Here is a 23,711-nt window from a genome sequence, read left to right on the forward strand (position 1 = left end):
GCGAACACCGGAGCCCGCGGTTTAATTCCGGATACCCGACGATCTTGCCAAGCGTCCGTCGACCAGGCGCGCGCGCACCTCGGCCGGCGGCAGCGGGCGGGAGAAGTGGTACCCCTGAGCGAAACGGTAGCCCAAGCCGTAAAGCGTCTCGGCCTGCGATTCGGTCTCCACACCCTCGGCCACGGCCTTGAGGTGCAGGCCGTCGGTGATCTGGATCATGGCGGTGGCGATCACCGCCTCCTCGGACGCGCCGCCGATGCCGGCCACGAAGGACTTGTCCACCTTGAGGGTGTTGGCGGGAACCGTGCGCAGCAGGCCGAGCGACGAGTGGCCGGTGCCGAAGTCGTCCAGCGCCACCTTGACGCCGAGCCGCACGATCTCGAGCAACGTGTTCAGCGCCACACCGCCGTCGAAGACCGCGGTCTCGGTCACCTCGACCACGAGCCGGTCCGGGCTCACACCCGAGAACGACAGGGCCTCGCGCACCTCACCCGCGAAACCGGGTTCGCGCAGCTGCCGGGCCGACACGTTGACGCCCAGCTCGCGCGGGGCGACGCCGGGACCGAACTCGGCGTCCCAGGCGGCCATCTGACCCAGCGCGGTGTGCAGGATCCAGGTGCCCAGCGGCACGATCAGGCCGGTGCGCTCGGCGATCGGGATGAACGTGTCCGGCCCGATGAAACCCTGCTCCGGGTGCTGCCAGCGGATCAGCGTCTCGAGCCCGGTCCAGGAGCCGCCCGGGAGCCCGACGATCGGCTGGTAGACCAGGCTGAACTCGCCCGCGTCGAAGGCCCGCCGCAGGTCCGCCCCGAGCTTCTGGTCGGCTTCGTGGGTGCGTTCGAGGGCCTCGTCGTACAGCAGGAACTTGCCCTTGCCGCTGTCCTTGGCCGCGTACATGGCCAGGTCGGCGCGGCGCATCAACTCGGCCGGCGTGGTGCCCGGCCGGGCCTCGGCCACCCCGATGCTGGCCCCGACGAGCAGATCATGACCCTTCGCCCGTACGGGCATGGTCATGGTCTCCTCCAGCCGGTTGAGCATCTCGATCGCGTCGGGCCCGGTCACCCCGGGCAGCAGCAGCCCGAACTCGTCGCCGCCGAGACGGGAGGCCACATCGTCGCCGCGCACACTGGCGGCCAGCCGGGTGGACACCGCGACCAGCATGGCGTCGCCGACGGCGTGCCCGAGCCGGTCGTTGATCACCTTGAAGTCGTCGAGGTCGATCAGGGCCAGGCAGAACGGCTCGTCCCGGTCGAGCATGGCCTGGGCCGACTGCTCGAACAGGGCCCGGTTGGCCAGCCCGGTCAGCCCGTCGTGGGTGGCCCGGTGGGTGAGCTCGTCCTGATACTCGTTGAGCTGGGTCAGCTGCTGGTCGACCCGGCGCAGCAGCCGGCCGTTGTCGCGCAGCGCGCCGACCTGCCGCGCGACCACCAGCGCGGTCAGCAGCGTGGCGGCCAGCGCGACGATCGTCACGGTCAGGCCCGACTCGCCGCTGACCTTGAGCAGCAGCAGGTCGGTGGCGGCCACGGCGGCGTACGGGACCAGGCTGAACAGCCGGCGCCGGGGACGCCGGACGGGCTCGCCGGCGACGCGGCGGTGCCGGTCGGCGGCCAGCGCGACGCAGATCATGGTGGCCGGGATGAAGATCATCGAGCCGCTGAAGCCGGACCGCAGCTCGACCACCAGCGGGAACAGGCCGCCGCCGGCGGTGCCGACCGCGGCCGCGGCGGCGAACCAGCGCAGCGTGCCCGACTCCAGCCCGCCCATGCCGGTGACCGCGACCTTGACCATGGCCAGGGCCACGAGCAGGCCGAGCACGGCGAGCAGCAGCATCGGGACTGTGGTGCGCTGGGAGTCGCCCTCGGCGGCCGAGCGGGCCATGAAGTACCAGGCGAACACGCCGACCGTGACGGCGATGGTGAGCGCGTCGAGGACGAACCGGACGCTGGTGCCCTGACGCTCGAGCGGCAGCCGCAGCAGCGCCCAGATGATCACCGCGATGGCCAGGGCGTAGCAGACCGAGCTGAACAGGTCGTGCTGCTGCCGCGGGATCAGATCGGGCGCGACGGCGGTCACCCGGGCGTCACCGACGACGCCGAACGCCACCAGCCCCGCGGTGAGCGCCACCGAGCGCCACAGCCGCCGGACGGCCCGGTTCGAGGCGACCACGCCGGCCGTACGCCAGCATGTGACGGCAGCCACAGCGGACATCACAATGCCCGGAAGCCAGTTCCAGACCGGGCTGAACAGCTGAAGCGAGGAGTTGCCGGCGTACAGCAGGATGGCCATCACCTGCAGGACCGCGCCCGCCGCCAGCAGCGGCGTCAGGCGTAGCCGGGTCGTCGGGCGCTCTTCGGTCACGCTCCGGGTAATCGGTATGACAGGTCTCAGCCTGAGCACTTTGCCGCCGAGGGGTCGCGTGCACGTGCATGTGCACGGCACAATGGAACAGGAACGTTCCCTTCCCCCCTCGGAGCGATCTGGTGACCGACTCTTCGAACCAACCCGACGTGATCACCGAAACCGACGCGCCGCCCGGCTCGCTGTGGCAGCGGATGAAGGCCGATCCGCAGTACGCGCCTGAGCACCTCGCCCTCGAGGCGGTCCGCCGGCTCGGTCCCGAGGCCGCGGCCTGGGCCGAGCGTGAACGCGCGAACCATCCGGAGCGCACTCCCGACCAGCTGGCCGACAGCGCGGTCAAGCGGTTCACCAACCTCGCCCGCATCTCGGGTGCCGTCTCGGGCGCCACCGGCCTGCCCGGCGCGGTGCTCGACGTGGGCGTGCTGGCCTGGAACCAGGCCCGCATGGTGCTGCACATCGCGGCCGCCTACGGGCACGACCCGGCCGCCCCCGAGCGGGCGACCGACCTGCTGGTGCTGCAGCGCGTGCACAAGGTTGCCGCCACGGCCCGCCTGGCGCTGGGCGTCGCCGCCGGCCGCGAGCGCGCCGCGCATCTGTTCGCCGGGGCCGGCACGCGTCCGCTGACCGGCGTGATGATGCGGCTCGGCGTCAAGCTGGCCCAGATGGCGGGCGTCCGCGCGGCCAAGCGCATGTTCGCCAAGGTGATCCCGGGCGCCTCGATCGTGCTCGGCACCTGGGCCAACTCGGCCGCCACGAAAGACCTGGCCCGGCGCTCGCGCGAGCTGTTCGGCAAGGCTCCGGCCGTGCCCGGTCAGCGGGTGAGCCGCTAAGAGATCGGCGGCCGCGGTCGATCGGATCCGTGAAGGGGGTTCCGATCGGACGGAGGGCTGCGGGTGCGTCGTCGGCTGGGTCTCGTCGTGCTGGCACCGCTCCTGCTGACCGGCTGCAGCAAGGCCGCGAGCCCGACCGCCACGCCGAGCCCGAGCGGCCCCGCGTGGATCGTGCTGGCCTCGGGCAGCGCCACGCCCTCACCGGCACCGCTCTACGCCTCGGGTTCGGTCGCGCCGTTCCCGACCGGATACCTGCCGCTGCCCACGACCAGCCCCACCCCGAGGCCGACCGGCAGCTACGGCTGTCCGCCGGTCAAGAACAACATCATCAACGGCGCGAGCGCCACCGCGAGCACCACCAGCGGCACCGTGACCTGGTACAACCCGGCCACCTCGGACATCGTGGAATACCGCATCACGGCAATCAGCCAGGACGCCAAGGTCGGCCTCCAGCGCGACATCGGCTGGACCGTGGTCACACCCGGCGCGACCTGCGGCTACATGACCGCCACGATCGTCGGCCTCGACCGCAAGACCCGCTACATGTTCTCGGTCGACGCGGTGACCACCCGCTCGGACAGCGACGCGACCTACGACAAGACGGTGGCGCGATCCCAGGTGGTCACGACGTCCTGAGCCCCGGTGCGGGTGTCCAGCCCCGGGCCCGGGCCTTGCCGATGTCGAGCACGAGACCGTCGGTGACCTGATCAATCCCGTACGGGGAAATGGTTGGGGAAATCAGCGAAGCCACCCGGGCGAGCCGGACCGGGACGTGGCGCACCGGCACACCCAGCACGGCGGTGACGGCCGCATCACGTCGGTAGGGCTCGGCGTCGGCGATGTTGTAGGCGCCGGGTGGCCAGTCGCGGGCGGCCAGGCAGGCCGAGGCCAGATTGCCGACCGCGGTCAGACTGAGCGGCACATCCGGGCCGGGGAGCCAGGCCGCACCGGCGCGAACGGTCCGGCGCAGGCGGGGCAGCAGATGCGGATCGCCGTCGCCGTAGACCGCGCGGGGCCGCAGCACGACCGCCCCCGCGGCGAGCGCCAGGCGTTCCCCGGCGGCCTTGGTGCGCCCGTACGCGGTCCGCTGCCGATCGGTCGGATGATCCTCGCGGATCGGGTGGTCGTACGGCCCGGGACGGTAGACGCTGGCACTGCTCACCCAGACCACGGTCGTGTCGCCGGTCGCGTCGAGGAGCCGCCGGGTGCCATCGACATTCACTTTCCCGTACGCGTCGTCGGCGCCCCGATCCCCGACGGCTGCGGCCAGGTGGATGATCAGGTCGGCCGTCTTGACGTCGGGCGTGCTCCCGGCGGCATCCCAGTAGACGTGCCGTCCGACCGGTCCTGGACGCCGGCCCAGGCACACGACGTCGTTGCCCTGCGCGGCCGCTTCCCGCGCCACGGCGCTGCCGCAGAACCCGCTCGCCCCGGTTACGGCGATCCTCACGCCGTCCGGCCCCTGATGATCAGCTCGCGCCAGCTCGGGAGCGCCGCGTGGCGGTCGGCGCGGGCTCGCACCACGGTCGGGCGGTAGGGCGCCAGAGCCGCCAGCAGGTCGGTCAGCTGGGTGCGGGCCAGCGCGGCGCCCGGGCAGGCGTGCGGGCCCACACCGAAGACCAGTTGAGCCGTACGGGCTGGGGCCGGCTCTTCGGGGTCGGGGTCCCGGGTGTGGGCCTCGGCGGCGTGGCGGGCGATCAGGACAAGGCGGTCGCCGGGTCTGATCGGGCAGCCGCCCACCGTGCCGGTTCCTGCTGCCACCCGGGGGAGCAGGGGAGTGGGTGCGGTCACGCGCAACAGTTCGTCCGCGAGTGCGTTCTCGCCGGCGTGGTGCCACAGGTCGTCGTCGCAGGCCCACGCGACCGCTCTCGGCAGCGCCGCCACCGTGGTGTTGATCGCCGCGACCGCGAGCATCGCGTGGAGACCCCGTGGTTCGCCGACCAGACGGAGAAGCCGGTCCGCCGCCGCGCGCTCGTCCGCCGGTCTCCGCGGCCCCGGCACGTGGGCCTTCGCCGCCGCCGAGGCCGCCTGCTGGGCCGCCTCGGCGAGCTCGACCGGATCGACGTCCAGCTCGAGCAGCGCCGCCGCCGTGGCCCCCGCGATCTCGACCGAGAGCGGCACCAGATCGACCGTGCCGCCCGCGTCCAGCACGGGAAGCCGGTCGTCGAGCAGCTTCATCCAGATCGGCCGGAGCTTGGCCACACCCGCCGCCCCGAGCAGCGCCGACGTGTCCCGCCGGGTTCCCCGATGCTCGTCGCCGTGCTGGTCGAAGAGCGCCCCCGACCCGGCCAGCTCACCCGCCGCGCCCCCGGTCGTGCCCGCGGCCGTGCGGTCGAGCGGGATCTTGGTGAGCGCCGCCCGGAACGCTTCCGCTTCGTGCACCACCACCGTGCGCCCGAGCCGTTGCGCCGGTTTGCCGCGGGTGGCCGCCATCAGCGCGAACAGAACCGGATGGCTGCGCAGGTAAACCCGTCGGTCGCGGCGTCGTCCCCGGCTGATCAACGGTCGTCTTCCGATGGCCCGTTCGAGCGCTCGTCCGTGGTTTCAAGATCGGGCTTTGGAGCAGCCGCCGCCTCCCCCACCCGCCCAGGGACGGGGGAGAAGCTAGCGCCTGGAGCGGGGCAAACCGGGCGATCGGCGTCGCCTGTGGACGAACGGAAGACGGCGATTTCCGGGCGAGACCGGCCGAACCAGCGCCGAAAACGACTGTGGGGCTCGTCACCTGTGGATAGAGCGGCGGCGGCCACTGCGGCCGCCGCGCGCCGGTCGGGCTTGCGGGAACGGCCGGACAACGGAATCGGCGCGAACACGACCGCGTCGGGTCGTGCGGAACCCATCCGGGTCAACGGTGCCCGCAGAGCCTCGCGGACCGAGCGCTCATCAAAGCCGGCGGCCAACTGCACCACGGCCACCACCCGCTCGTCGCCGTCCACGGCGGGGACGCCCACCAGCAGTGCCAGAGCAACGCCGGGCACGTGCAGGGCGGGCTCGTACAGGCCGGGATAGATGTTCTCGGCGTCGCGCAGGATCATGTCTTTGGCGCGGCCGCCCAACACGATCCGGCGGTCGGAAACCCGGCCGATGTCGCCGGTCGCGACCCACTCGAACGGGTCCGAACCCAGATAGCGGTCGGCCGCCATCGGGCCCGACAACAGCAACTCGCCGTCGGACGAGACGCGGGCGTCGACCCCGGGCAGCAGGTCGCCGACCAGGTCGCCTTCGCCGTCGAACGCGGATTTGGCCGACGACTCCACGGCGGCGGCCGGGAACATCTCGGTCAGCGCGTAGACACCCCACGCCTCGGTCGCGCCCGCCTTGCGCACGGCGGCCAGCAGGGAAGCGCTGACGGGGGCCGAACCGCTGTAGACCCGGCCGGTGAAACGGCAGCCGTCAGCCAGCGCCGCGCGCAACTGTGGGGGAGTGAGATAGACGGCTTGCGGTGAAACGGTGCGCAGCGCGCGCCGGGTGGGCAGTGCCACCGGAGCGCCGGCGGCCAGTGCGGGCAGCAGCACGAAGAACGTGCCGCCGAGGATGGGTGCGCCGGGGATCGGCCGTACGAGGTCGTGCGCGGCCTTCATACCGGCCGAGATCGAGGCGCGGGTGTGGACGACCGCGCGGGGACGGCTGGTCGTGCCGGAGGTGAACACGACTACGGCGTCGCCGTCACCGTCGTACGGGGAAGGCAGTTGACCTTGAAGGGGCTTCAATAGAGGTGCCGAGCCGGGCAGACGGCGGCCGATGGTTTTGACGGTGCCGAGCGAGCGCAGGTCGGGCAGCGCCAGGTGGGCACGACGGGCCAAGGGAGCGGCCCAGCCGGCCACGGCCTGAGCGGCGGAGTCGGCCAGCACCAGGCGGGGCGCGGCCAGAGCGAGGCGAGCCCGTACGACGTCGGGGCCCGCGGTCGGGTCGACCACGGCGATGCGCAGGCCGAGGTGGTACGCGGCGAGCAGGGTGGCCAGCGAGCGGGCGCCGGGGCGTACGGCCAGAGCCACCGTGTCGCCGGCGACGAGTCCTTCAGCGGCGAGCGCCACCGCATAACCGCGCACCAGCCGGGCCAGGTCGCCGCGGGAAACACCGGGCAGCGCCGGACGATCGTCGTCCGCACGCAGATCAGAGATCAAGGCAGAGATCATCAGCGCGGATCCGCGGAGTGCGAGCCACTGCCCTGGTCGAGGTACCAGCGGGCGGTCCCGACGACCCCGTACGCCTTGATCCGGCGCGTGGAGTTGGCGACCACCATGTGCCGGCTGTGCACGATCGCGGGCGTGGTCCGCCGCACGCGGTTGAGGAAGGTGCGATCCGTCGGGGAGGGGCGCCGGGGCATGCCGCCGCACGCCTCGTACAGGGAAGCCGTGATCGCCATGTTGTTGCCGGCGTGCATCCGGTACGGCGCTTTGTACTCGCTGCTGCGATGCGCGGGACGCACGCGGCCGAAGCTCGCGGCCAGTGTCACGAGCACGCGGAAGAACGCCCGGCCGAGGGGGCCGTGCTCGTCGCGCCGGGCGGTGATCCGGCCGCAGGCGAGTCCCTGTGACGAGACCAGGGCGGCGCGGGCGGCGGCGACCCAGCCGGGAGCGGGCAGGCAGTCGGCGTCGGTGCGGGCCAGATGGACGGCGCCGGCCGCGATCGCGTGGCGGAATCCGGTGTCGACCGCGCACCCGACGCCTTTTTCACGTTCCGTGATGACGTACGTGGGAAACGGGCCGTGGAAATTTTCGACGGTGGAACGGGTGGCGTCGGTCGAGCCGTTGTCGACCACCAGCAGCGTGAAGTCGGTGTCGGTCTGCGCGGCCAGGGCCTCGAGCGTCGCGCCGATGCGGGCGGCCTCGTTGTAGGCCGGCACGATCACCCAGAGGCTGGTCACGACACTTCCCAGACCATGGTCATCAGGCTCACGCCCCCACCCAGGCCGACCATGAGCACGCGGTCACCAGGACCGAGTTCCGCCCGTACGCGGCTCAACTGCACGCCGATCGACGCCGATGCCATGTTTCCGAGCTCACTCACCGTGACTTCGAGTTTGTCGCGCGGGACGCCGGTGACCGCCACGAATCGGTCCAGATAGGGCAGCGTCACCTGGTGGACGAGGACCTTGGCGTAGTCGGACCAGCCCCATCCCGTACGGGCGGCAACCCGCTCGATCAGTCCGGCGCCGATCTGTTCGAACACGTCCCGGAGCTTGCCGCCGTCGCCGGTGAAGTAGGTGTGCTCGAGGCTGCGCGGGTGCCGGGATCCGCCGCCGAAGATGCCGCCGACCTCCCAGTGCTCGGAATGGGTCTCGGTGTCGACGTCGACGATGCCGCCGGTGGCCACCGGCTCGACCAGCACGGCCGCGCCCGCGTCGCCGAACGTGTAGCCGGCGAACGCCGTCCGGGCCTGGGCCAGCCCTTCGAGCCGGGGCCGCATCGCCCGCGTCGGCGTCTCGCCGGTCACGACCAGGGCGCGGCGGGCCCGACCGGCCAGGATCATCGAGCGGGCCAGGTCGATGCCGTTGAGGAAGCTGTTGCACGCGTTGGTGACGTCCAGCGCGTGGGCCCGGCTGCCCAGCGCGTGCTGCACGACGTGCGCGGTGGCGGGTTCGGTCATGTCCCGGGTCGCGCTGGCGAACAGCAGCAGGTCGACGTCGAGCGGGTCGGTTCCGGTGTCGGCCAGCACCTTGGTGGCGGCGTCGATGGCCAGGTCGGAGGCGTACTCGTCGTCGGCCGCGACCTGCCGCTGCCGGATGCCGGTGGTGCGCCGGAACAGCCCGGCCGGCACCGGGAGCCCGCCGGCGACCCGCTCCTGCAGGTCGTCGGTGAGCTCGGTCCGGGCCGGCAGGGCGTAGGCGACGCCGGTTATGCCGACGTTCATCAGGACTTGCTGCTGGAACCGGCGGGCTCGCGGACGAGGGACTGGTCCTCGTAGCAGTACTGCCAGCCGTCGCCGTCCTCGAGCGAGCGGATCAGCGGGTGCCGGCTGTCCTCGTAGTGGGCCGTCGCGTGCTTGTTGGTCGAGTCGTCGCAGCACGCCACGTGGCCGCAGATCAGGCACATGCGCAGCTGCACCCACGTGTCGCCGATCTCGACGCACTCCTTGCACTCGTCCTCGTCGGTCTCGGTGATCTGGATCCGGTCGAGGTGGGTGCAGGCCGTGCTGATCGTTTCTTCCCGTACGTATCGCCAGCGGTCATGCAGCAGCCGGTCGGGGATGACGCGGGCCAGGTACTTCGAGTTCGCGGCCAGGATGGGTGCCACCACCGCCAGGATCAGCACGTAGAGCGCGATGAACGGGCCGATCCGGTCGTCCAGCCCGGCGCCGAGCGCGAGCGTGGCCAGGATCAGCGAGAACTCGCCGCGGCCGAGCACGGTCAGGCCGACGTTGGCCGCGCCGCGCTGGTTGAGCCCGAACAGCCGGGCCGTGATCAGACCGGCGGTGACGTTCGTGACCACCGTGATCGCGATGGCGATCACCACCGGCACGATCACCGAGCCGACCGCGCCGACGTCGATGCTCAGGCCGAACGCGATGAAGAAGATCGCCGCGAACACGTCCCGCAACGGCACCGCGATGCGTTCGGCCCGTTCCCGGATCGACGTGCGGGCGACGACCAGGCCGATCATCAGCGCGCCGATCGCGTCGGAGACGCCGATCTCGGCCGACAGCCCGGCCACCAGCACGACCAGGCCGATCATGATGATCGCGGTGATCTCGTCCTCGCGGCTGTCCAGCACCATGCCGATCCACTTGGCCCCGAATCGGGCGATCGCGAACAGCAGGATCAGGTAGCCGAAGCTGATGCCGATGTTGAGCACCAGTTCGCCGGCCGAGCTCGCGCCCTCCAGGATCGGGCTGAGCAGGGCCAGGTAGAAGGCCAGGAACAGGTCTTCGATGACGATGATGCCGAGGATCACCGGCGTCTCGGCGTTGGCCAGCCGGCGCATCTCGATGAGCAGCTTGGTGGCGATGGCGGACGACGAGATGCCGACCGCACCGGCGATGACGAAGGCCTCCTTGGTGCCCCAGCCCATCGAGAAGCCCAGGGCCAGCCCGGCGCCGATGTTGATGCCGATGTACGCCCCGGCCGCCCAGAACAGGCGCTTGCCGCTGCCCAGCACCTGTTCGACCGGGAACTCCAGGCCGAGGTGGAACAGCAGGATGACCAGCCCGAACAGGGCCAGCATGTCGAGGTCTTCGGGGTGGTCGAACGCGACCGGGCCCCCGGTGCTCGGTCCGAGCAGGATGCCCGCGAGCATGAAGAAGGGAACGGTGGGCAGGCCCATGCGCCGGCCGAACCGGGCCAGCAGGCCGGCCACCAGGATCAGGGCGCCCAGCCCGATGAGATTCGCGTGCACGTGGTCCGTTCCGCTCAGTCCGTGAAGAAGGTGCCGGCCAGCACGGCGCCGATCTTGCGGGCCTGCTCCTCGGTCAGCTCGACCACCGCGGTCGGCTCGTCGCCGCGCGAGGTGAACACGTAGAGGTGGCGCTTGCCGTCACGGGACACCACGATCGAGACGCGTTCGCCGTTGCTCGAACGGAGATCCACGTCATAGCGGGTGCCGAGGCCGGGAAGCTCCTGGATGTGCACGCCTTTGCCCATGACCGCAGATCCTATGGGCTGCCGCAGGCCCCTGACCAGGCACGTGCTCCCCGATCGACTGGGAACCGGACAGTCACGCGGACGTCGGCGCAGGCATCGGAAAGAATGACCACAGGATTAGTCGGTGACGGGCTGGGCAACATCGAAGCGCCCGTCACCGCCGGCGGTGACGAAGGGTGGGAGTACGACATGCAGGTTTGGCCTGGTCACCGGTACCCGCTGGGTGCCACGTACGACGGCACGGGCACGAACTTCGCGATCTTCTCCGAGGGGGCCGAGGCGGTCGAGCTGTGCCTGTTCGACCCGTCCGGCAACGAGCGCAAGGTCCAGTTGCACGAGCAGGACGCGTTCGTCTGGCACGCCTACCTGCCCGGGGTCGAGCCTGGTCAGCGGTACGGATATCGCATGTACGGGCCGTACGACCCGTCCCGTGGCCTTCGCTACAACCCGCACAAGCTGCTGCTGGACCCGTACGCGCGGGCGGTCGACGCGGACATCGACTGGCACCCGGCCATGTACGCGTACGACATGGAAAATCCGGACCAGATGTCGGATCTCGACTCGGCGCCCTACATGGCCAAGGGCGTGGTGGTGAACCCGTACTTCGACTGGGGCAACGACCGCCGGCCGGACATTCCGTACCACCACTCGGTGATCTACGAGACACATGTGAAAGGTCTCACCGAGCGGCATCCCGACGTCCCCAAGGACATGCGCGGCAGCTACTCGGCGATCGGCCACCCGGCGATCATCGAGCACCTCAAGAGCCTGGGCATCACCGCGGTCGAGCTGATGCCGGTGCACCAGTTCGTGCACGACAACCGGCTCGACGACCTGGGTCTGCGCAACTACTGGGGTTACAACACGCTCGGGTTCTTCGCGCCTTACCACGGCTATTCGTCGACCGGCACGCTCGGCCAGCAGACCCAGGAGTTCCGGGGCATGGTCAAGGCGCTGCACAAGGCGGGCATGGAGGTGATCCTCGACGTGGTCTACAACCACACCGCCGAGGGCAACCACCTGGGCCCGACGATGAGCCTCAAGGGCATCGACAACCGGACCTACTACCGCCTGGTCGACGATCAGCCGCAGTTCTACATGGACTACACCGGCACCGGGAACAGCCTCAACGTCCGCAGCCCGCAGAGCCTCCAGCTGATCATGGACTCGCTGCGCTACTGGGTCACCGAGATGCACGTCGACGGCTTCCGCTTCGACCTGGCCTCGACGCTGGCCCGCGAGTTCTACGACGTCGACCGGCTCTCCACCTTCTTCGAGGTGGTGCAGCAGGACCCGGTGGTCGGTCAGGTCAAGCTGATCGCCGAGCCGTGGGACGTCGGCCCCGGCGGTTACCAGGTGGGCAACTTCCCGCCCAACTGGACCGAATGGAACGGCAAATACCGCGATACCGTACGCGATTTCTGGCGGGGCGAACCGGCCACGCTGGCGGAGTTCGCGTCCCGGATCACCGGCTCGGCCGACCTCTACCAGGACGACGGCCGCAAGCCGTTCCACTCGATCAACTTCGTCACCGCGCACGACGGGTTCACGCTCAACGACCTGGTGGCCTACAACGACAAGCACAACGTCGCCAACGGCGAGGAGAACCGGGACGGCGAGAGTCACAACCGGTCGTGGAACTGCGGCATCGAGGGCCCGACCGACGACGCCCAGGTGCTCGAGCTGCGGGCCAAGCAGCGGCGCAACTTCCTGGCCACGCTGATGCTGTCGCAGGGCGTGCCGATGATCTCGCACGGCGACGAGCTCGGCCGCACCCAGCAGGGCAACAACAACGCCTACTGCCAGGACAACGAGCTCGCCTGGATCGACTGGGGCAACGCCGACGAGACGCTGCTCGAGTTCACCCGCAAGCTCACCGCGTTCCGGCACCGCCACCAGGTGTTCCAGCGCCGGCGCTTCTTCACCGGGCTGCCGGTGACCGCCCGCGGCGGCGGCGACCCGCTGCCCGACCTCGAGTGGTTCACCCCGGACGGGCGCCAGATGGCCGGCGACGACTGGGGCAACGACTTCGGCCGGGCGGTCGCGCTGTTCGTCAACGGCGAGGGCATCCGCGAGCGCGGCCAGTACGGCCAGCGGCACGTGGACAGCTCGTTCCTGCTCTTCTTCAACGCGCACGATGCCCCGATCGAGTTCGCCACTCCACCCGCTGAATACGGCGAGAAGTGGGAAAGGGTCATCGAGACGGCGGAGCCGTCCCCGGATCGCCCGTCGGTCGTCGAGGCCGGTCACAAGATCTGGGTGCCCGACCGCTCGCTCATCGTGTTGGACAGGACGGTCTGAATGCCCCCTTCCGGAACCTATCGAGTCCAGGTCCGCCCCGAGTTCCCCCTCTCAGCCACCGCTGAGCTGGCCGATTACCTGGCCGACCTCGGTGTCAGCCACCTCTACACGGCACCTCTGCTGACCGCGACTCCCGGTTCCGAGCACGGGTACGACGTCGTGGACCACTCGCAGGTGAATCCCGCCCTCGGGGGCGGGGCTGCGTTGTCCGAACTGTCCAGTGCGCTGAAGGCGGCCGGCCTCGGCCTGGTCGTCGACATCGTGCCCAACCACGCCGGGGTCGGGGTGCCGCACGCCAACCCGACGTGGTGGGACGTCCTTCGTCGTGGGCGCGACTCCGAATTCTCCGATTTCTACGACATCGACTGGTCACGTGGGCGGCTGCTGCTACCCACACTGGCCGATTCCCCGGACGCCCTGAACGACCTGCGTGTCGAGGACGGCGAGCTGCGCTATTTCGACAAGCGCTACCCGATTGCCGACGGCACCGACGGGGGCACGCCCCAGGAAGTGCACGATCGGCAGCACTACGAGCTGGTCAACTGGCGGCGCGGCGACAGCGAGCTCAACTACCGCCGGTTCTTCTCGATCGTCGACCTGGCCGGGCTGCGGGTCGAGGACCCCAAGGTCTTCGACGCCACCCACGCCGAGATCCTGCGCTGGTATCGCGAGGGGATCGTGCAGGGCATCCGGATCGACCATCCGGACGGGCTGCGCGACCCCGGGGCGTACCTGGACCGCCTGCGCGCGGCCGCCCCGGAGGCCTGGATCGTGATCGAGAAGATCCTCGAACCGGGCGAGGAGATGCCGGACTGGCCGGTCGCCGGCACCACCGGCTACGACGCGCTGGCCGAGGTCGGCGGCGTCTTCGTGGACACCGGCACCGAGGCCTTCTTCGACACCCTGCAGCACCACCTGACCGGCGGCGAGACGTCCTGGCAGGACCTGGTGCACGAGACCAAGTTCACCGCGGCCACCAAGCTGCTGGCGGCCGAGCTGGCCCGGATGGCCCGGCTCGCCCCCGAGATCGAGGCCGCCCCGCGGGCCCTGGCCGAGCTGGCCGCCTGCTTCCCGGTCTACCGTTCCTACCTGCCGTTCGGTTCCCGTCACCTGGCCAAGGCGCGCGCCGAGGCCGGTCGCCGGCGGCCCCAGCTGATCCCCGTGCTCGACCAGCTCACCGGGCGCCTCCGTAACCCCTCCGACGAGCTGGCGGCCCGGTTCCAGCAGTACACCGGCGCCGTCATGGCCAAGGGGGTCGAGGACACCGCGTTCTACCGGTGGACCCGCTTCACGGCCCGCAACGAGGTCGGCAACGACCCGGTCGACTTCGGCGTCACCATCGACGACTTCCACGACGCCAACGACGACCGCCGCCGCAAGTGGCCGGAGACGATGACGGCGCTCTCCACCCACGACACCAAGCGGAGTGAGGACGTACGGGCTCGCCTGGCCGTGCTGGCCGAGGTGCCCGGCGACTGGACCGAGGTGGTGCGCCGCTGGGTCCGCGTCGACCCGCTGCCCGACCCGGCCCTGGCGCACCTGGTCTGGCAGGCCGCCGTGGGGGCGTGGCCGGTGTCGCGGGAGAGGCTTCAGGCGTACGCGCTCAAAGCGGCCAAGGAAGCGGCCAGCGCGACCAGTTGGACCGCCCCCGACGAGCGCTTCGAGACGGCCCTGCGCGCGATGGTCGACCGGATCTACGACGACCCGGCCCTGCACCGCGAGGTGACCGACGTCGCCGCCTCGATCACGCCGCCCGGCTGGTCCAACGCGCTCGGCCAGAAGGCCGTCCAGCTGACCATGCCCGGCGTGCCCGACGTCTATCAGGGCAGCGAGCTCTGGGACTTCTCGCTGGTCGACCCGGACAACCGCCGCCCGGTCGACTTCGGGGCCCGCCGCGAGCTGCTGGGTCGCATCGACGACGGCTGGCTGCCGCCGGTGGACGAGACCGGCGCGGCCAAGCTGCTGGTCACCAGCCGGGCCCTGCGCCTGCGCCGGCAGCGGCCCGAGCTGTTCACCGGCTACCGCCCGGTTCGTGCCGAGGGGCGGGTCGGGGAGCACCTGCTCGGCTTCGACCGCGGCGGTGCCGTGACGATCGCCACGCGTCTGCCGGTGGGATTGTCACGCCACGGCGGCTGGGGAGACACCATGCTGTCACTCGACGGCCACAGCTGGACGGAAGTGTTCACGAATACGAGCTACGGCGGGAGCCAGCTGGCGGTGGCCGAACTGCTGCGTACCTATCCCGTTGCTCTTCTGGTGAAAGAGAAATGACGCTTTTTGAGGTGTGGGCTCCGGAGAAGACCGTACGGCTTTCTCTTTCCGACGGGGAGCGCGAGATGGAACGCGGCGCTGACGGGTGGTGGCGGGCCGACGTGCCGTCCGCCGAACCCGGCGCCGACTACGCGTTCGTCCTCGAGGGCGAGAAACGGCCCGACCCCCGGTCGCCCTGGCAGCCCGAGGGGGTGCACGGGCCGAGCCGCGTCTACGACCACAGCGCGTACGCGTGGACCGACCAGTCGTGGACCGGCCGTCAGCTGCCCGGCTCGGTGCTCTACGAGATGCACGTCGGCACGTTCACGCCCGCGGGCACGTTCGACGCGGCCATCGAGCGCCTCGACCACCTCGTCGACCTCGGCATCGACCTGGTCGAGCTGCTGCCGGTCAACTCGTTCAACGGCGAGTACAACTGGGGTTACGACGGCGTGTGCTGGTACGCGCCGCACGAGGCGTACGGGGGCCCTGATGGCCTCAAGCGCTTCGTCGACGCCGCTCACGCCCGCGGTCTGGGCGTGGTGCTCGACGTGGTCTACAACCATTTCGGACCTTCCGGCGCGTACGCCCCGATGTTCGCCCCCTATCTGAGCCAGGCCGGCTCGAACCCGTGGGGATCGTCGGTCAACCTCGACGGCCCGGGCGCCGACGAGGTCCGCCGCTACATCGTCGACTCGGTGCTGATGTGGCTGCGCGACTACCACATCGACGGCCTGCGGCTGGACGCCGTGCACGCGCTGGCCGACCACTCCGCGATCCACCTGCTCGAGCAGATGGCGGTCGAGGTCGAGTCGCTCTCGGCCCACGTCGGGCGGCCGCTGTCGCTGATCGCCGAGTCCGACCTGAACGACCCCAGGCTGATCACGCCGCGCGAGGCCGGTGGCTACGGCCTCAACGCGCAGTGGGACGACGACGTCCACCACGTGCTGCACGCGCTGCTGACCGGTGAGCGGCAGGGCTACTACAGCGACTTCGGCTCGCTGGAGTCCCTCGAGACCGTGCTGACCGGCGCCTTCTTCCACGCCGGCACCTACTCCAGCTTCCGAGGGCGGCGGCACGGGCGGCCGGTCGACCGGACCCGTACGCCGGGACACCGCTTTGTCGCCTTCCTGCAGGACCACGACCAGATCGGCAACCGGGCGATCGGCGACCGGATCTCGGCCACGCTCTCGCCGGGCCGGCTCAAGGTGGGCGCCACGCTGCTGCTGACCTCGCCCTTCACGCCGATGCTGTTCATGGGCGAGGAGTGGGCGGCCAGCAGCCCCTGGCAGTTCTTCACCAGCCACCCCGAGCCCGAGCTGGCCGCCGCCGTGCAGAACGGGCGGCGCCGCGAGTTCGCCGCGCACGGCTGGGCCGAGGCCGAGGTGCCCGACCCGCAGGACCCGGAGACGTTCCGGCGCTCCAAGCTCGACTGGAACGAGCTCGCCAAGCCCGGGCACAGCGAGATCCTCGACCTCTACAAGCGACTCATCGCGCTGCGCCGGGCCCGGCCCGAACTGACCGACCCGTGGCTCGACCAGGTGCAGGTCTGGCACGGCGACCAGCACCTGGTGATGCGCCGCGGCCGCACGGCGGTGGCGGTGAACCTGGCGTCAACTCCCCAGACGGTGTCTCTGCGAGACACCCCCTCGAAGGTGTTGCTGGCCACCGAGCCGGGCGTGGTGCTGCAGCGTGACCGGGTCGAGCTTCCGGGGGAGTCCGCCGTCGTTGTCGCCTTCCGGGGGTAGGCCCGAACTCACCCTGTGACATTCGTGGGGCACTATTGGCCCGCCACGACTGGGGGGTGGGGCAATGTCCGACATGGGCAGCGGGCGCAACGGGACGTCGGGCCGGTTCGCCTGGCCGCTGCGGCGGCGTACGCCCGCGGGGCCGGAGGGCACGGCCGAAGACATCGCGGTGCAGGACGTCGCCGAGCGGGAGGCGTTCGACCGGCGGCTGCCCCCGCCCGAGCCGGAACCGCTGATCGATCCGCCACCGCGGTTCAACCTGGCCATGTTCCGGCTCGCCGCGCTCGGGCTGGCGCTGGTGCTCACGCTCGGGCTGGCCCTGGTCCGGGTCTTCGGCAGCGGGCCGCCGTCGGTCGCCGAGCTGCGCGCCCAGGCCGGCGTGGACACCTGGACCGTGCTGCCGATCGGGGTCAAGGACGACCAGCCGGGCACGGCGATCCGCGACGAGAACGGGGTGTGGAGCGGCTTCGACATCGACATCGCGTACATGGTCGCCGAAGATCTGGGCTTCCGCCGGGACGACGTGCGGTTCTACGGGATGGAGAGCGAGGACCGCGCCCGCATGCAGGCGGTCGACCTCAAGGGCAACCGGGTGCCGGTCAAGATGGTGATCGCCAGCTACAGCATCACGGCCGACCGGGAGGCCCGCAAGGACGTCACGTTCTCGGAGCCATACCTCTTCACCGAGCAGTCGGTGCTCACCCTCACGGGCAAGCACAAGCCGATCTCGACGCTGCGCGATCTCAAGGGCGAGCGGGTCTGCTCGCTCTCCACGGCCACCAGCGCCAGCGCGCTCGAGCGGGCCGGTGCCGATGTGATCAGCCGCAACCGGATGCGTGAGTGCATCGCCGACCTGCGGGCCGGCACGGTGAAAGCGGTCTCGACCGACGCGGCGATCCTGGCCGGGTTCAAGGCGCAGTCACCCAAGGAGTTCGACCACTGGGACCTCGGGCTCGACGAGACCGAGTCGTACGGGGTGAACGTCGGCGAGAACGAGGCGCTGAAGAAACTCGTCGACCTGACGCTCTACCGCTCGTACTACGACCCTGCGGACGACCGCTGGGAGAAGGCGTACCAGCGGAACCTGCAGTCCGAGACGAAACTGAACGGCAAGACGCCGATCGCGATCGCCCAGCAACCGCGGCCGACCCGTCCGGACGTACGGGAACTGCCCTGGGAAGACGTGTTCCGATGAGCGACGTCTTCACCAAGGGCGCCCCGATCGTGCCCCGCCGGCGCCGGGCCCAGCTCAACTGGCTGCTCACCGTGCTGCCGGCGTTCCCGCTGGTGCTACTCGTGCTGCGACTCTGGTACCTCAGCCGCCAAGACCTGCCCACGATGCTGCTGCTGGTGCAGTACATCTCGCCGCTCGGCATGATCAGCGCGCTCTTCATCACGCTGATCTGGACCATCCCGGCCGTGATCCTGGTGCTCCGACTGCTCGGCGGCATCCTGCTGGTCAGCACCCCGGACGACGCGGGCCGCTCGCTGCTCGCGGTGACCGCGCTGCGGATGCCGGACTGGGTCGTGCTGCTGGCCGCGATGCTGGCCGGCTTCACCTGGCAGCTCCGCCTGCTGCCGACCCTGGCCATGCTGGTCGTGGCGATCCTCGGGCTGACCGCGGCGCAACGGTTCCGCGGCGGCGAGCGCTGGCTCATGGTGTGGATCCAGCTCGGCGTCCCGATCCTGGTCGGCGCGATCGTGCTGATCTTCGTATGGCCCGGCATCGTCGAGGCGCTGCGCACCGGCGAGACCTCGACGGCCCTGATGCTGGGCGTGCCGCCGCTGCTCGGGCCGCTGCTCACGGGTGGTGTGCCGGGGTGGGCGGCGCGGCTCGTCACGCACTGGCCGGCCGTCGCCGCCGCGCTGGTCGCGCCGCTGGTCATCGGCGTGGTCTTCCTGCGGGCGCCGGTGCTGCCGAACAGCGCCGTCGAGGTCGGGCCGGAAGACGGCGCCGTGAAGGTGGTACGCGGGCAGTTGATCAGCGTGGATGACACGTCGACGACTGTGTTGCGCAGCGGGGGACAGGTAACGTTCCTCCCCAACGACCAAGTACGTTCCAAGACGCTCTGCCCCGAGCCCGTACGGCCGCCGGAAAGCGTGGTCGAGGTCCGTGGCTGGGCGTTGTCCGAATCGGTACTCTCGTGGATCGCGCCGACCCGCCCGGTGACCGAGGTCGATCCCCGGTGCCTCGGCCGGCCCATGAATCCCCGCCCCAGTCCCTCTCCGACCACCCCGCCCGCCAACCCTGCGACCACCCAAAAGACGAACTAAACCCGGACTGCCGACGGCGCGCCGCCGACCGCGTGCAGACAGGGTTGCGATGATCTGGGAAGCTGCACGCCATGACCTTGCACCTGCGGTGGGCCGCCGGCACCGATCAAGGACATGTCCGGAGCAACAACGAGGACTGTTACTACGCCGGTGACCGCCTCCTCGTCGTCGCCGACGGCATGGGTGGAGCGGCCGCCGGTGACCTCGCCAGCCGCGTCGCCATCGAGGCGATGACGCCGCTCGACGTGCCGATCGAGAACGACCAGCAGATGGACGCCCTGCACAAGGCGCTCGAGAACGCCAACGGCCGGATCGCCGAACAGGTCGAGGCCGACAACGCTCTGCAGGGCATGGGCACGACGCTCACCGCGGTCATCTTCTCGGGCAGCCGGGCCGCCATGGCCCACGTCGGCGACTCCCGGGCCTACCTGCTGCGCGACGGCCGGCTCAACCAGCTGACCAAAGACGACACGTACGTCCAGATGCTCGTCGACCAGGGCCTGATCAAGCCCGAAGAGGTCGCCGGGCACCCGCGCCGCTCGGTGGTCACCCGCGTGCTGCAGGGCGAGCCGGTCAGCCCGGCCTACGTGATCGTCGAGCCCGAGCCGGGCGACCGGTGGCTGCTGTGCAGCGACGGCCTCACCGCCGTGGTCACCAACGAGACCATCGAGCAGGAGATGCTCTCGGCCGACGACCCCAAGTCGTGCTGCGAGCGGCTCATCGACCTCGCCCTGCGCGGCGGCGGCCCCGACAACGTCACGGTGATTGTCGCCGATCTGACAGCCGGGGACTGAGCACTCTACGTCTCGCCCGTGGCTGCGGTAGGTTACAGCCGCTCAGCTCTTTTGGTGGTGATGATGACAGCGCGACTCCTGGTCACGCTGGCGATCGTCGCAGGGGTGACGGTGCTCGGCGTGTTCGCCGGGCCGTCGTGGTGGCGTCTCTACGCGGACGCCGCGCAACTGATCGTGGGCGCGGTCGCGGCCTCGGTCTGCTTCGCGGCGGCCCGCCGCCGGACCGGCCTGCAACGTCGCTGGCGGATCTTCGCCGGCATCGGCCTGGCCGGCTGGGCGCTCAACCGGCTGTGGTGGGTGATCCAGGATCTCATCGTGCCCGACCGGACCATCACCATGATGTCCGACATCGGGTTCTTCATCCTGCCCGCGTCCCTGCTGGCGGTCCTGCTGGTCGCCCCGTTCACCCGGCCCCGGCCGGTGCCCACCTCGGCCCGCCGCGACCAGATCGCCCTGATCATCGACAGCGTGCTGATCGCGGGCTCGCTGCTCGCCCTGACCTACACGGTGGTCCCGCGCGACTGGTTCCGGTGGGACGGCCAGCCCACCTCGCTCATCGTGGCCGCCGCGGCCTACCCGATCGCCGACCTCGTGCTCGCCACCATGGCGGTGCTCCTGCTGCTCACCCGGCCCGACTCCCGGGCCGCCCGCAAACCGCTGGCGCTCGGCGGCCTGGCCGTGGTCGCGTTCGGGGTCACCGACACCTTCCGGCTGATCCACCTGGCCGACGGGCCGCTGCCACCCTGGGAGACCGCCGGGCACCTGCTCGGCCCGGCGCTGCTCGCGATCGCGGCGCTCTCCGCGCCGTCCCCGTCGACCCTGGAGGCTGCGCCCGACGCCGGTGACCGCGAGTGGCTCCACCTGCTTCTCCCGTACGTGCCGGTGACCGCGACCGGCGTCATGATCGCGATCAACACGGGGGCGGGTAACCCGCTCACGCCGTTCGAGGCCTACCTCGGCTGGTTGGGTCTGGGCCTGGTCGTGGCCCGGCAGATGTTCACCATCGTCGACAACACGGTGCTTCTCGACCGGGTGTCGGAGGGGCAGCGGCGGCTGCACCATCAGGCATACCACGACCCGCTGACCGGGCTGGCCAACCGCGCCCTGTTCCGCGAACGTCTCACCGCGGCCCTCGGCACCCGCCCGGTGGCGGTCCTCTTCGCCGACCTCGACGACTTCAAGCTGATCAACGACAGCTTCGGCCACGCCATGGGCGACCGGGTGCTGCGCGCGATCGGCGACCGGATGCAAGGCTGCGTGTCCCCCGACGACCTGGTCGCCCGGCTCGGCGGCGACGAGTTCGCGGTGCTGCTCGACCACACCCCGGCCGACGCCGAACCGGCGGGTCACCGCATCCTGGCCGCGCTGCGCGAACCGTTCGAGATCGACGGCCACACCGTCGGGGTCGGCGCCAGCATCGGCTTGGTCGTCTCCGAACCCGGCGAGACCCTGACCGCCGACGCGCTGCTGCGCCGGGCCGACGCCGCGATGTATTCGAGCAAGCGGCGCGGCAAGGGCGCGATGGCCCGCTACACCGGCCGGGGCGACGGTGGACCCCACGCCGACCTGCCCCACCTGCTGGCCCAGGCCCTCGCCTCGGGCCGGCCCGAGGCGGCCGGCTTCGAGGTCTTCTACCAGCCGATCGTCCGCTTCACCGACGGCGCCACGGTCGCGGTCGAGGCCCTGGCCCGCTGGACGTCGCCGGTGGCGGGCCCGGTGCACCCCGACGTGTTCGTGTCGGTCGCCGAACGCACCGGCCTGGTCGCGGCGATCGACGACTTCGTGCTCGACCAGGCCTGCACCGACGCGGCGGCCCTGGCGATGCTCTACGGCCGTCCGATCGACATGCACGTGAACGTCTCCGCGGTCCGCCTGGGCCAGGCCGGACTGGAGGAATCGGTGGCCGGGGCCCTGGCCCGCACCGGCCTGCCCCCGTCCCGCCTGGTCCTCGAGATCACCGAGACCAGCCGGATCAAAGACCTGGCCCTGGCCGCCGACGTGGCGACCCGCCTACGAGCCCACGGCGTGCGGATCGCCCTGGACGACTTCGGGAGCGGCTTCAACGCGCTGGCCCAGCTGCACTCCCTGCCGGTCGACATCGTGAAGCTGGACGCCACCCTGACCGACGTCGACATCGCCCCCGACCGGGTCGAGGCCCTGTGCCGGTCGGTGCTGGCCATCTGCACCGACCTCGACATCGTGGTGGTGGCCGAGGGCATCGAGACGCCGTCGCGGGCCCACGCCCTGGCCACGGTGGGGTGTCCGCTGGGGCAGGGCTATCTGTTCGGGCAGCCCGGGCCCTTGCACCGCTTGCAGAGGCCCGTCATTCCGGCCCAGCACCGCCCACCGTCCTCGGCCGCCCACCTGGCCTCCTAAGGCCGTCGTCTGGCTCGACTGCGTGGCGGCGGGCTGGGCTGGGAGCGTCGCGGGTCTCAGCCGGCGCGGTATCGCGTGGTGACGCCGAAGTCGATGTCGGTGATCTCGACGTAGGCGACCTGGGGAAGCCGCTCCACGAGGCGCCCGTACAGATGCCGGGCGACCAGCTCGAACGTCGGCCGGAACTCGAACACCTCGGTCCACGGACGACGCTCGAGCTCCGCACAACACTCCGCGAGCTCGACGGCCGCCGCGTCGGTGTCGAAGAACCAGCCGCGCTCGGTGAGCTGCTCGTCCTCGAACGCGACACCCACCCGCACGACGACCTCGACACCGTTCCCGGACTTCTTCAGCAGCGACAGCCCACGCTGAGCCCGCACCGGCGACGCCAGCCCCTGCACGGCCCGGAACCGGCGCTCCACCTCGACCACGTAGCTCATTCCGACCTCCTTGTCGAGCGCTGCCCGGCGTCCCGGGTGGGCGGATAGGGTTCGGCATGCTGACCAACGGAATGCCCGAACCGATCGAGGGAGTCATCTTCGACTTCCACGCCACGCTGGTCGGGGGTGGCGACGCCGGTCGCTGGATCGACGACGCTCTGCGTCATCTGACTGAGTCCGACGCCGGCCGGCCGGATCTCAGCCCGGAGCGGCTCATCGCCCTGCGCGCGCACCTGGACCAGATCTGGCAGCACGCCCACACCATCGATCCCCGTAGCGAGCGCGACCTCAGTCAGGATCGGCACCGGGAGGTCTTCAGCCGGACCGTCGCCCTGTGCCCCGGCGTCAAACCCGACCTGATCGCCGCGTTGTACGCGGTGATGCCGGATCAGTGGGCACCCTTCGACGACGCCGTGCCCGTCCTGCGGGAACTGAAGTCGCGTGGCATCCGGATCGTGGTGCTGTCCAACATCGGGATCGACATCCGTCCGCACCTCGATCGGACCGGGCTGGGTGCTCTGCTCGACGGCGTGGTGCTGTCGTTCGAGGTCGGCCTGGTCAAGCCGGACCCGGCCGTCTATGCCCACACGCTCGAACTGCTCGGCGTCGCGGGTCACCGCACCCTGATGGTCGGGGACAGCCCCCGAGACGACGTCGGCGGCACCCCGTTGAAGATTCGAACGTTGATCCTTCCCCGTACGGATGGCCCGGTGCACGGTCTGGGCATGGTTCTGCGGATGGTCGGTTGATCGCCTCGGGGCCCG

The 23,711-nt window shown here is 70.8% G+C and carries 19 protein-coding genes; 10 read left to right on the plus strand and 9 right to left on the minus strand.

The window, feature by feature from the left end:
* Positions 1-21: 21 nt before the first annotated feature.
* Entirely contained in the window at positions 22-2,358 is a 2,337-nt protein-coding gene (locus KOI35_RS23885; protein ID WP_215790203.1) for an EAL domain-containing protein, read from the minus strand.
* A 122-nt stretch (positions 2,359-2,480) separates the two neighbouring features.
* Here KOI35_RS23885 and KOI35_RS23890 point away from each other — a divergent pair, with 122 nt between their 5' ends.
* Both KOI35_RS23890 and KOI35_RS23895 read left to right on the plus strand, forming a co-directional pair.
* Positions 2,481-3,188 (plus strand): EcsC family protein, encoded by a 708-nt coding sequence (locus tag KOI35_RS23890; protein ID WP_308121132.1) that lies wholly within the window; start codon positions 2,481-2,483, stop codon positions 3,186-3,188.
* Positions 3,189-3,251: 63 nt separating this feature from the next.
* Positions 3,252-3,824: a fibronectin type III domain-containing protein gene (locus KOI35_RS23895; RefSeq protein ID WP_215790207.1), complete on the plus strand. Its 573-nt coding sequence runs from the start codon at positions 3,252-3,254 to the stop codon at positions 3,822-3,824.
* On the opposite strand, the gene KOI35_RS23900 is transcribed toward KOI35_RS23895, so the two are convergent.
* From KOI35_RS23900 to KOI35_RS23930, 7 genes are all read right to left on the minus strand, one after another.
* Positions 3,811-4,638 (minus strand): NAD-dependent epimerase/dehydratase family protein, encoded by an 828-nt coding sequence (locus KOI35_RS23900; protein WP_215790208.1) that lies wholly within the window; start codon positions 4,636-4,638, stop codon positions 3,811-3,813. The two genes, KOI35_RS23895 and KOI35_RS23900, sit on opposite strands and share 14 nt — an antisense overlap.
* Positions 4,635-5,621 (minus strand): cytochrome P450 family protein, encoded by a 987-nt coding sequence (locus KOI35_RS23905; protein WP_246613716.1) that lies wholly within the window; start codon positions 5,619-5,621, stop codon positions 4,635-4,637. The genes KOI35_RS23900 and KOI35_RS23905 overlap by 4 nt, the downstream gene beginning before the upstream one ends.
* 65 nt (positions 5,622-5,686) lie before the next feature.
* Positions 5,687-7,309, minus strand: coding sequence for a class I adenylate-forming enzyme family protein (locus tag KOI35_RS23910; protein ID WP_246613641.1), 1,623 nt, complete (start codon positions 7,307-7,309; stop codon positions 5,687-5,689).
* An 11-nt stretch (positions 7,310-7,320) separates the two neighbouring features.
* Positions 7,321-8,052: a glycosyltransferase family 2 protein gene (locus KOI35_RS23915; RefSeq protein WP_215790211.1), complete on the minus strand. Its 732-nt coding sequence runs from the start codon at positions 8,050-8,052 to the stop codon at positions 7,321-7,323.
* On the minus strand, positions 8,049-9,038 hold the full coding sequence (locus KOI35_RS23920; protein WP_215790214.1) for a 3-oxoacyl-ACP synthase III family protein: 990 nt from the start codon (positions 9,036-9,038) through the stop codon (positions 8,049-8,051). The genes KOI35_RS23915 and KOI35_RS23920 overlap by 4 nt, the downstream gene beginning before the upstream one ends.
* Positions 9,038-10,519 (minus strand): cation:proton antiporter domain-containing protein, encoded by a 1,482-nt coding sequence (locus tag KOI35_RS23925; protein ID WP_215790216.1) that lies wholly within the window; start codon positions 10,517-10,519, stop codon positions 9,038-9,040. The genes KOI35_RS23920 and KOI35_RS23925 overlap by 1 nt, the downstream gene beginning before the upstream one ends.
* Positions 10,520-10,533: 14 nt before the next feature.
* Positions 10,534-10,764, minus strand: a complete 231-nt coding sequence (locus tag KOI35_RS23930) for a cation:proton antiporter regulatory subunit (protein ID WP_215790218.1) — start codon at positions 10,762-10,764, stop codon at positions 10,534-10,536.
* Positions 10,765-10,953: 189 nt separating this feature from the next.
* Between KOI35_RS23930 and glgX the strand changes: the two genes are divergently transcribed.
* The 7 genes from glgX (at position 10,954) to KOI35_RS23965 (ending at position 22,507) form a co-directional block, all read left to right on the plus strand.
* The gene (gene glgX / locus KOI35_RS23935; RefSeq protein ID WP_215790841.1) at positions 10,954-13,065 is read left to right on the plus strand and encodes a glycogen debranching protein GlgX; all 2,112 of its coding nucleotides are present in this window, start codon (positions 10,954-10,956) and stop codon (positions 13,063-13,065) included.
* A complete protein-coding gene (gene treY, locus KOI35_RS23940) occupies positions 13,066-15,336 on the plus strand; it encodes a malto-oligosyltrehalose synthase (protein WP_215790220.1) in 2,271 nt (756 codons plus the stop codon).
* Positions 15,333-17,063: a malto-oligosyltrehalose trehalohydrolase gene (treZ, locus tag KOI35_RS23945; RefSeq protein WP_215790221.1), complete on the plus strand. Its 1,731-nt coding sequence runs from the start codon at positions 15,333-15,335 to the stop codon at positions 17,061-17,063. The genes treY and treZ overlap by 4 nt, the downstream gene beginning before the upstream one ends.
* 64 nt (positions 17,064-17,127) lie before the next feature.
* Positions 17,128-18,258 carry a transporter substrate-binding domain-containing protein gene (locus tag KOI35_RS23950; RefSeq protein ID WP_215790223.1) on the plus strand — a complete coding sequence of 377 codons (1,131 nt, stop codon included), beginning with the start codon at positions 17,128-17,130 and terminating at the stop codon, positions 18,256-18,258.
* Positions 18,255-19,337: a hypothetical protein gene (locus KOI35_RS23955; protein ID WP_246613642.1), complete on the plus strand. Its 1,083-nt coding sequence runs from the start codon at positions 18,255-18,257 to the stop codon at positions 19,335-19,337. Before KOI35_RS23950 ends, KOI35_RS23955 begins: the two co-directional genes overlap by 4 nt.
* A 71-nt stretch (positions 19,338-19,408) precedes the next feature.
* On the plus strand, positions 19,409-20,131 hold the full coding sequence (locus KOI35_RS23960; RefSeq protein ID WP_215790225.1) for a PP2C family protein-serine/threonine phosphatase: 723 nt from the start codon (positions 19,409-19,411) through the stop codon (positions 20,129-20,131).
* A gap of 63 nt (positions 20,132-20,194) precedes the next feature.
* Positions 20,195-22,507, plus strand: a complete 2,313-nt coding sequence (locus KOI35_RS23965; protein WP_215790227.1) for a putative bifunctional diguanylate cyclase/phosphodiesterase — start codon at positions 20,195-20,197, stop codon at positions 22,505-22,507.
* A gap of 56 nt (positions 22,508-22,563) precedes the next feature.
* Here the strand turns inward: KOI35_RS23965 and KOI35_RS23970 are convergent, their stop codons facing one another.
* The gene (locus KOI35_RS23970) at positions 22,564-22,947 is read right to left on the minus strand and encodes a 6-carboxytetrahydropterin synthase (protein WP_215790229.1); all 384 of its coding nucleotides are present in this window, start codon (positions 22,945-22,947) and stop codon (positions 22,564-22,566) included.
* 56 nt (positions 22,948-23,003) lie between these two features.
* On the opposite strand from KOI35_RS23970, the gene KOI35_RS23975 reads away from it, so the two are divergent.
* The gene (locus KOI35_RS23975) at positions 23,004-23,696 is read left to right on the plus strand and encodes an HAD family hydrolase (protein WP_215790231.1); all 693 of its coding nucleotides are present in this window, start codon (positions 23,004-23,006) and stop codon (positions 23,694-23,696) included.
* Positions 23,697-23,711: the final 15 nt, after the last annotated feature.

The sequence above is a fragment of the Paractinoplanes bogorensis genome, assembly GCF_018829635.1.
Lineage (GTDB): Bacteria > Actinomycetota > Actinomycetes > Mycobacteriales > Micromonosporaceae > Actinoplanes > Actinoplanes bogorensis.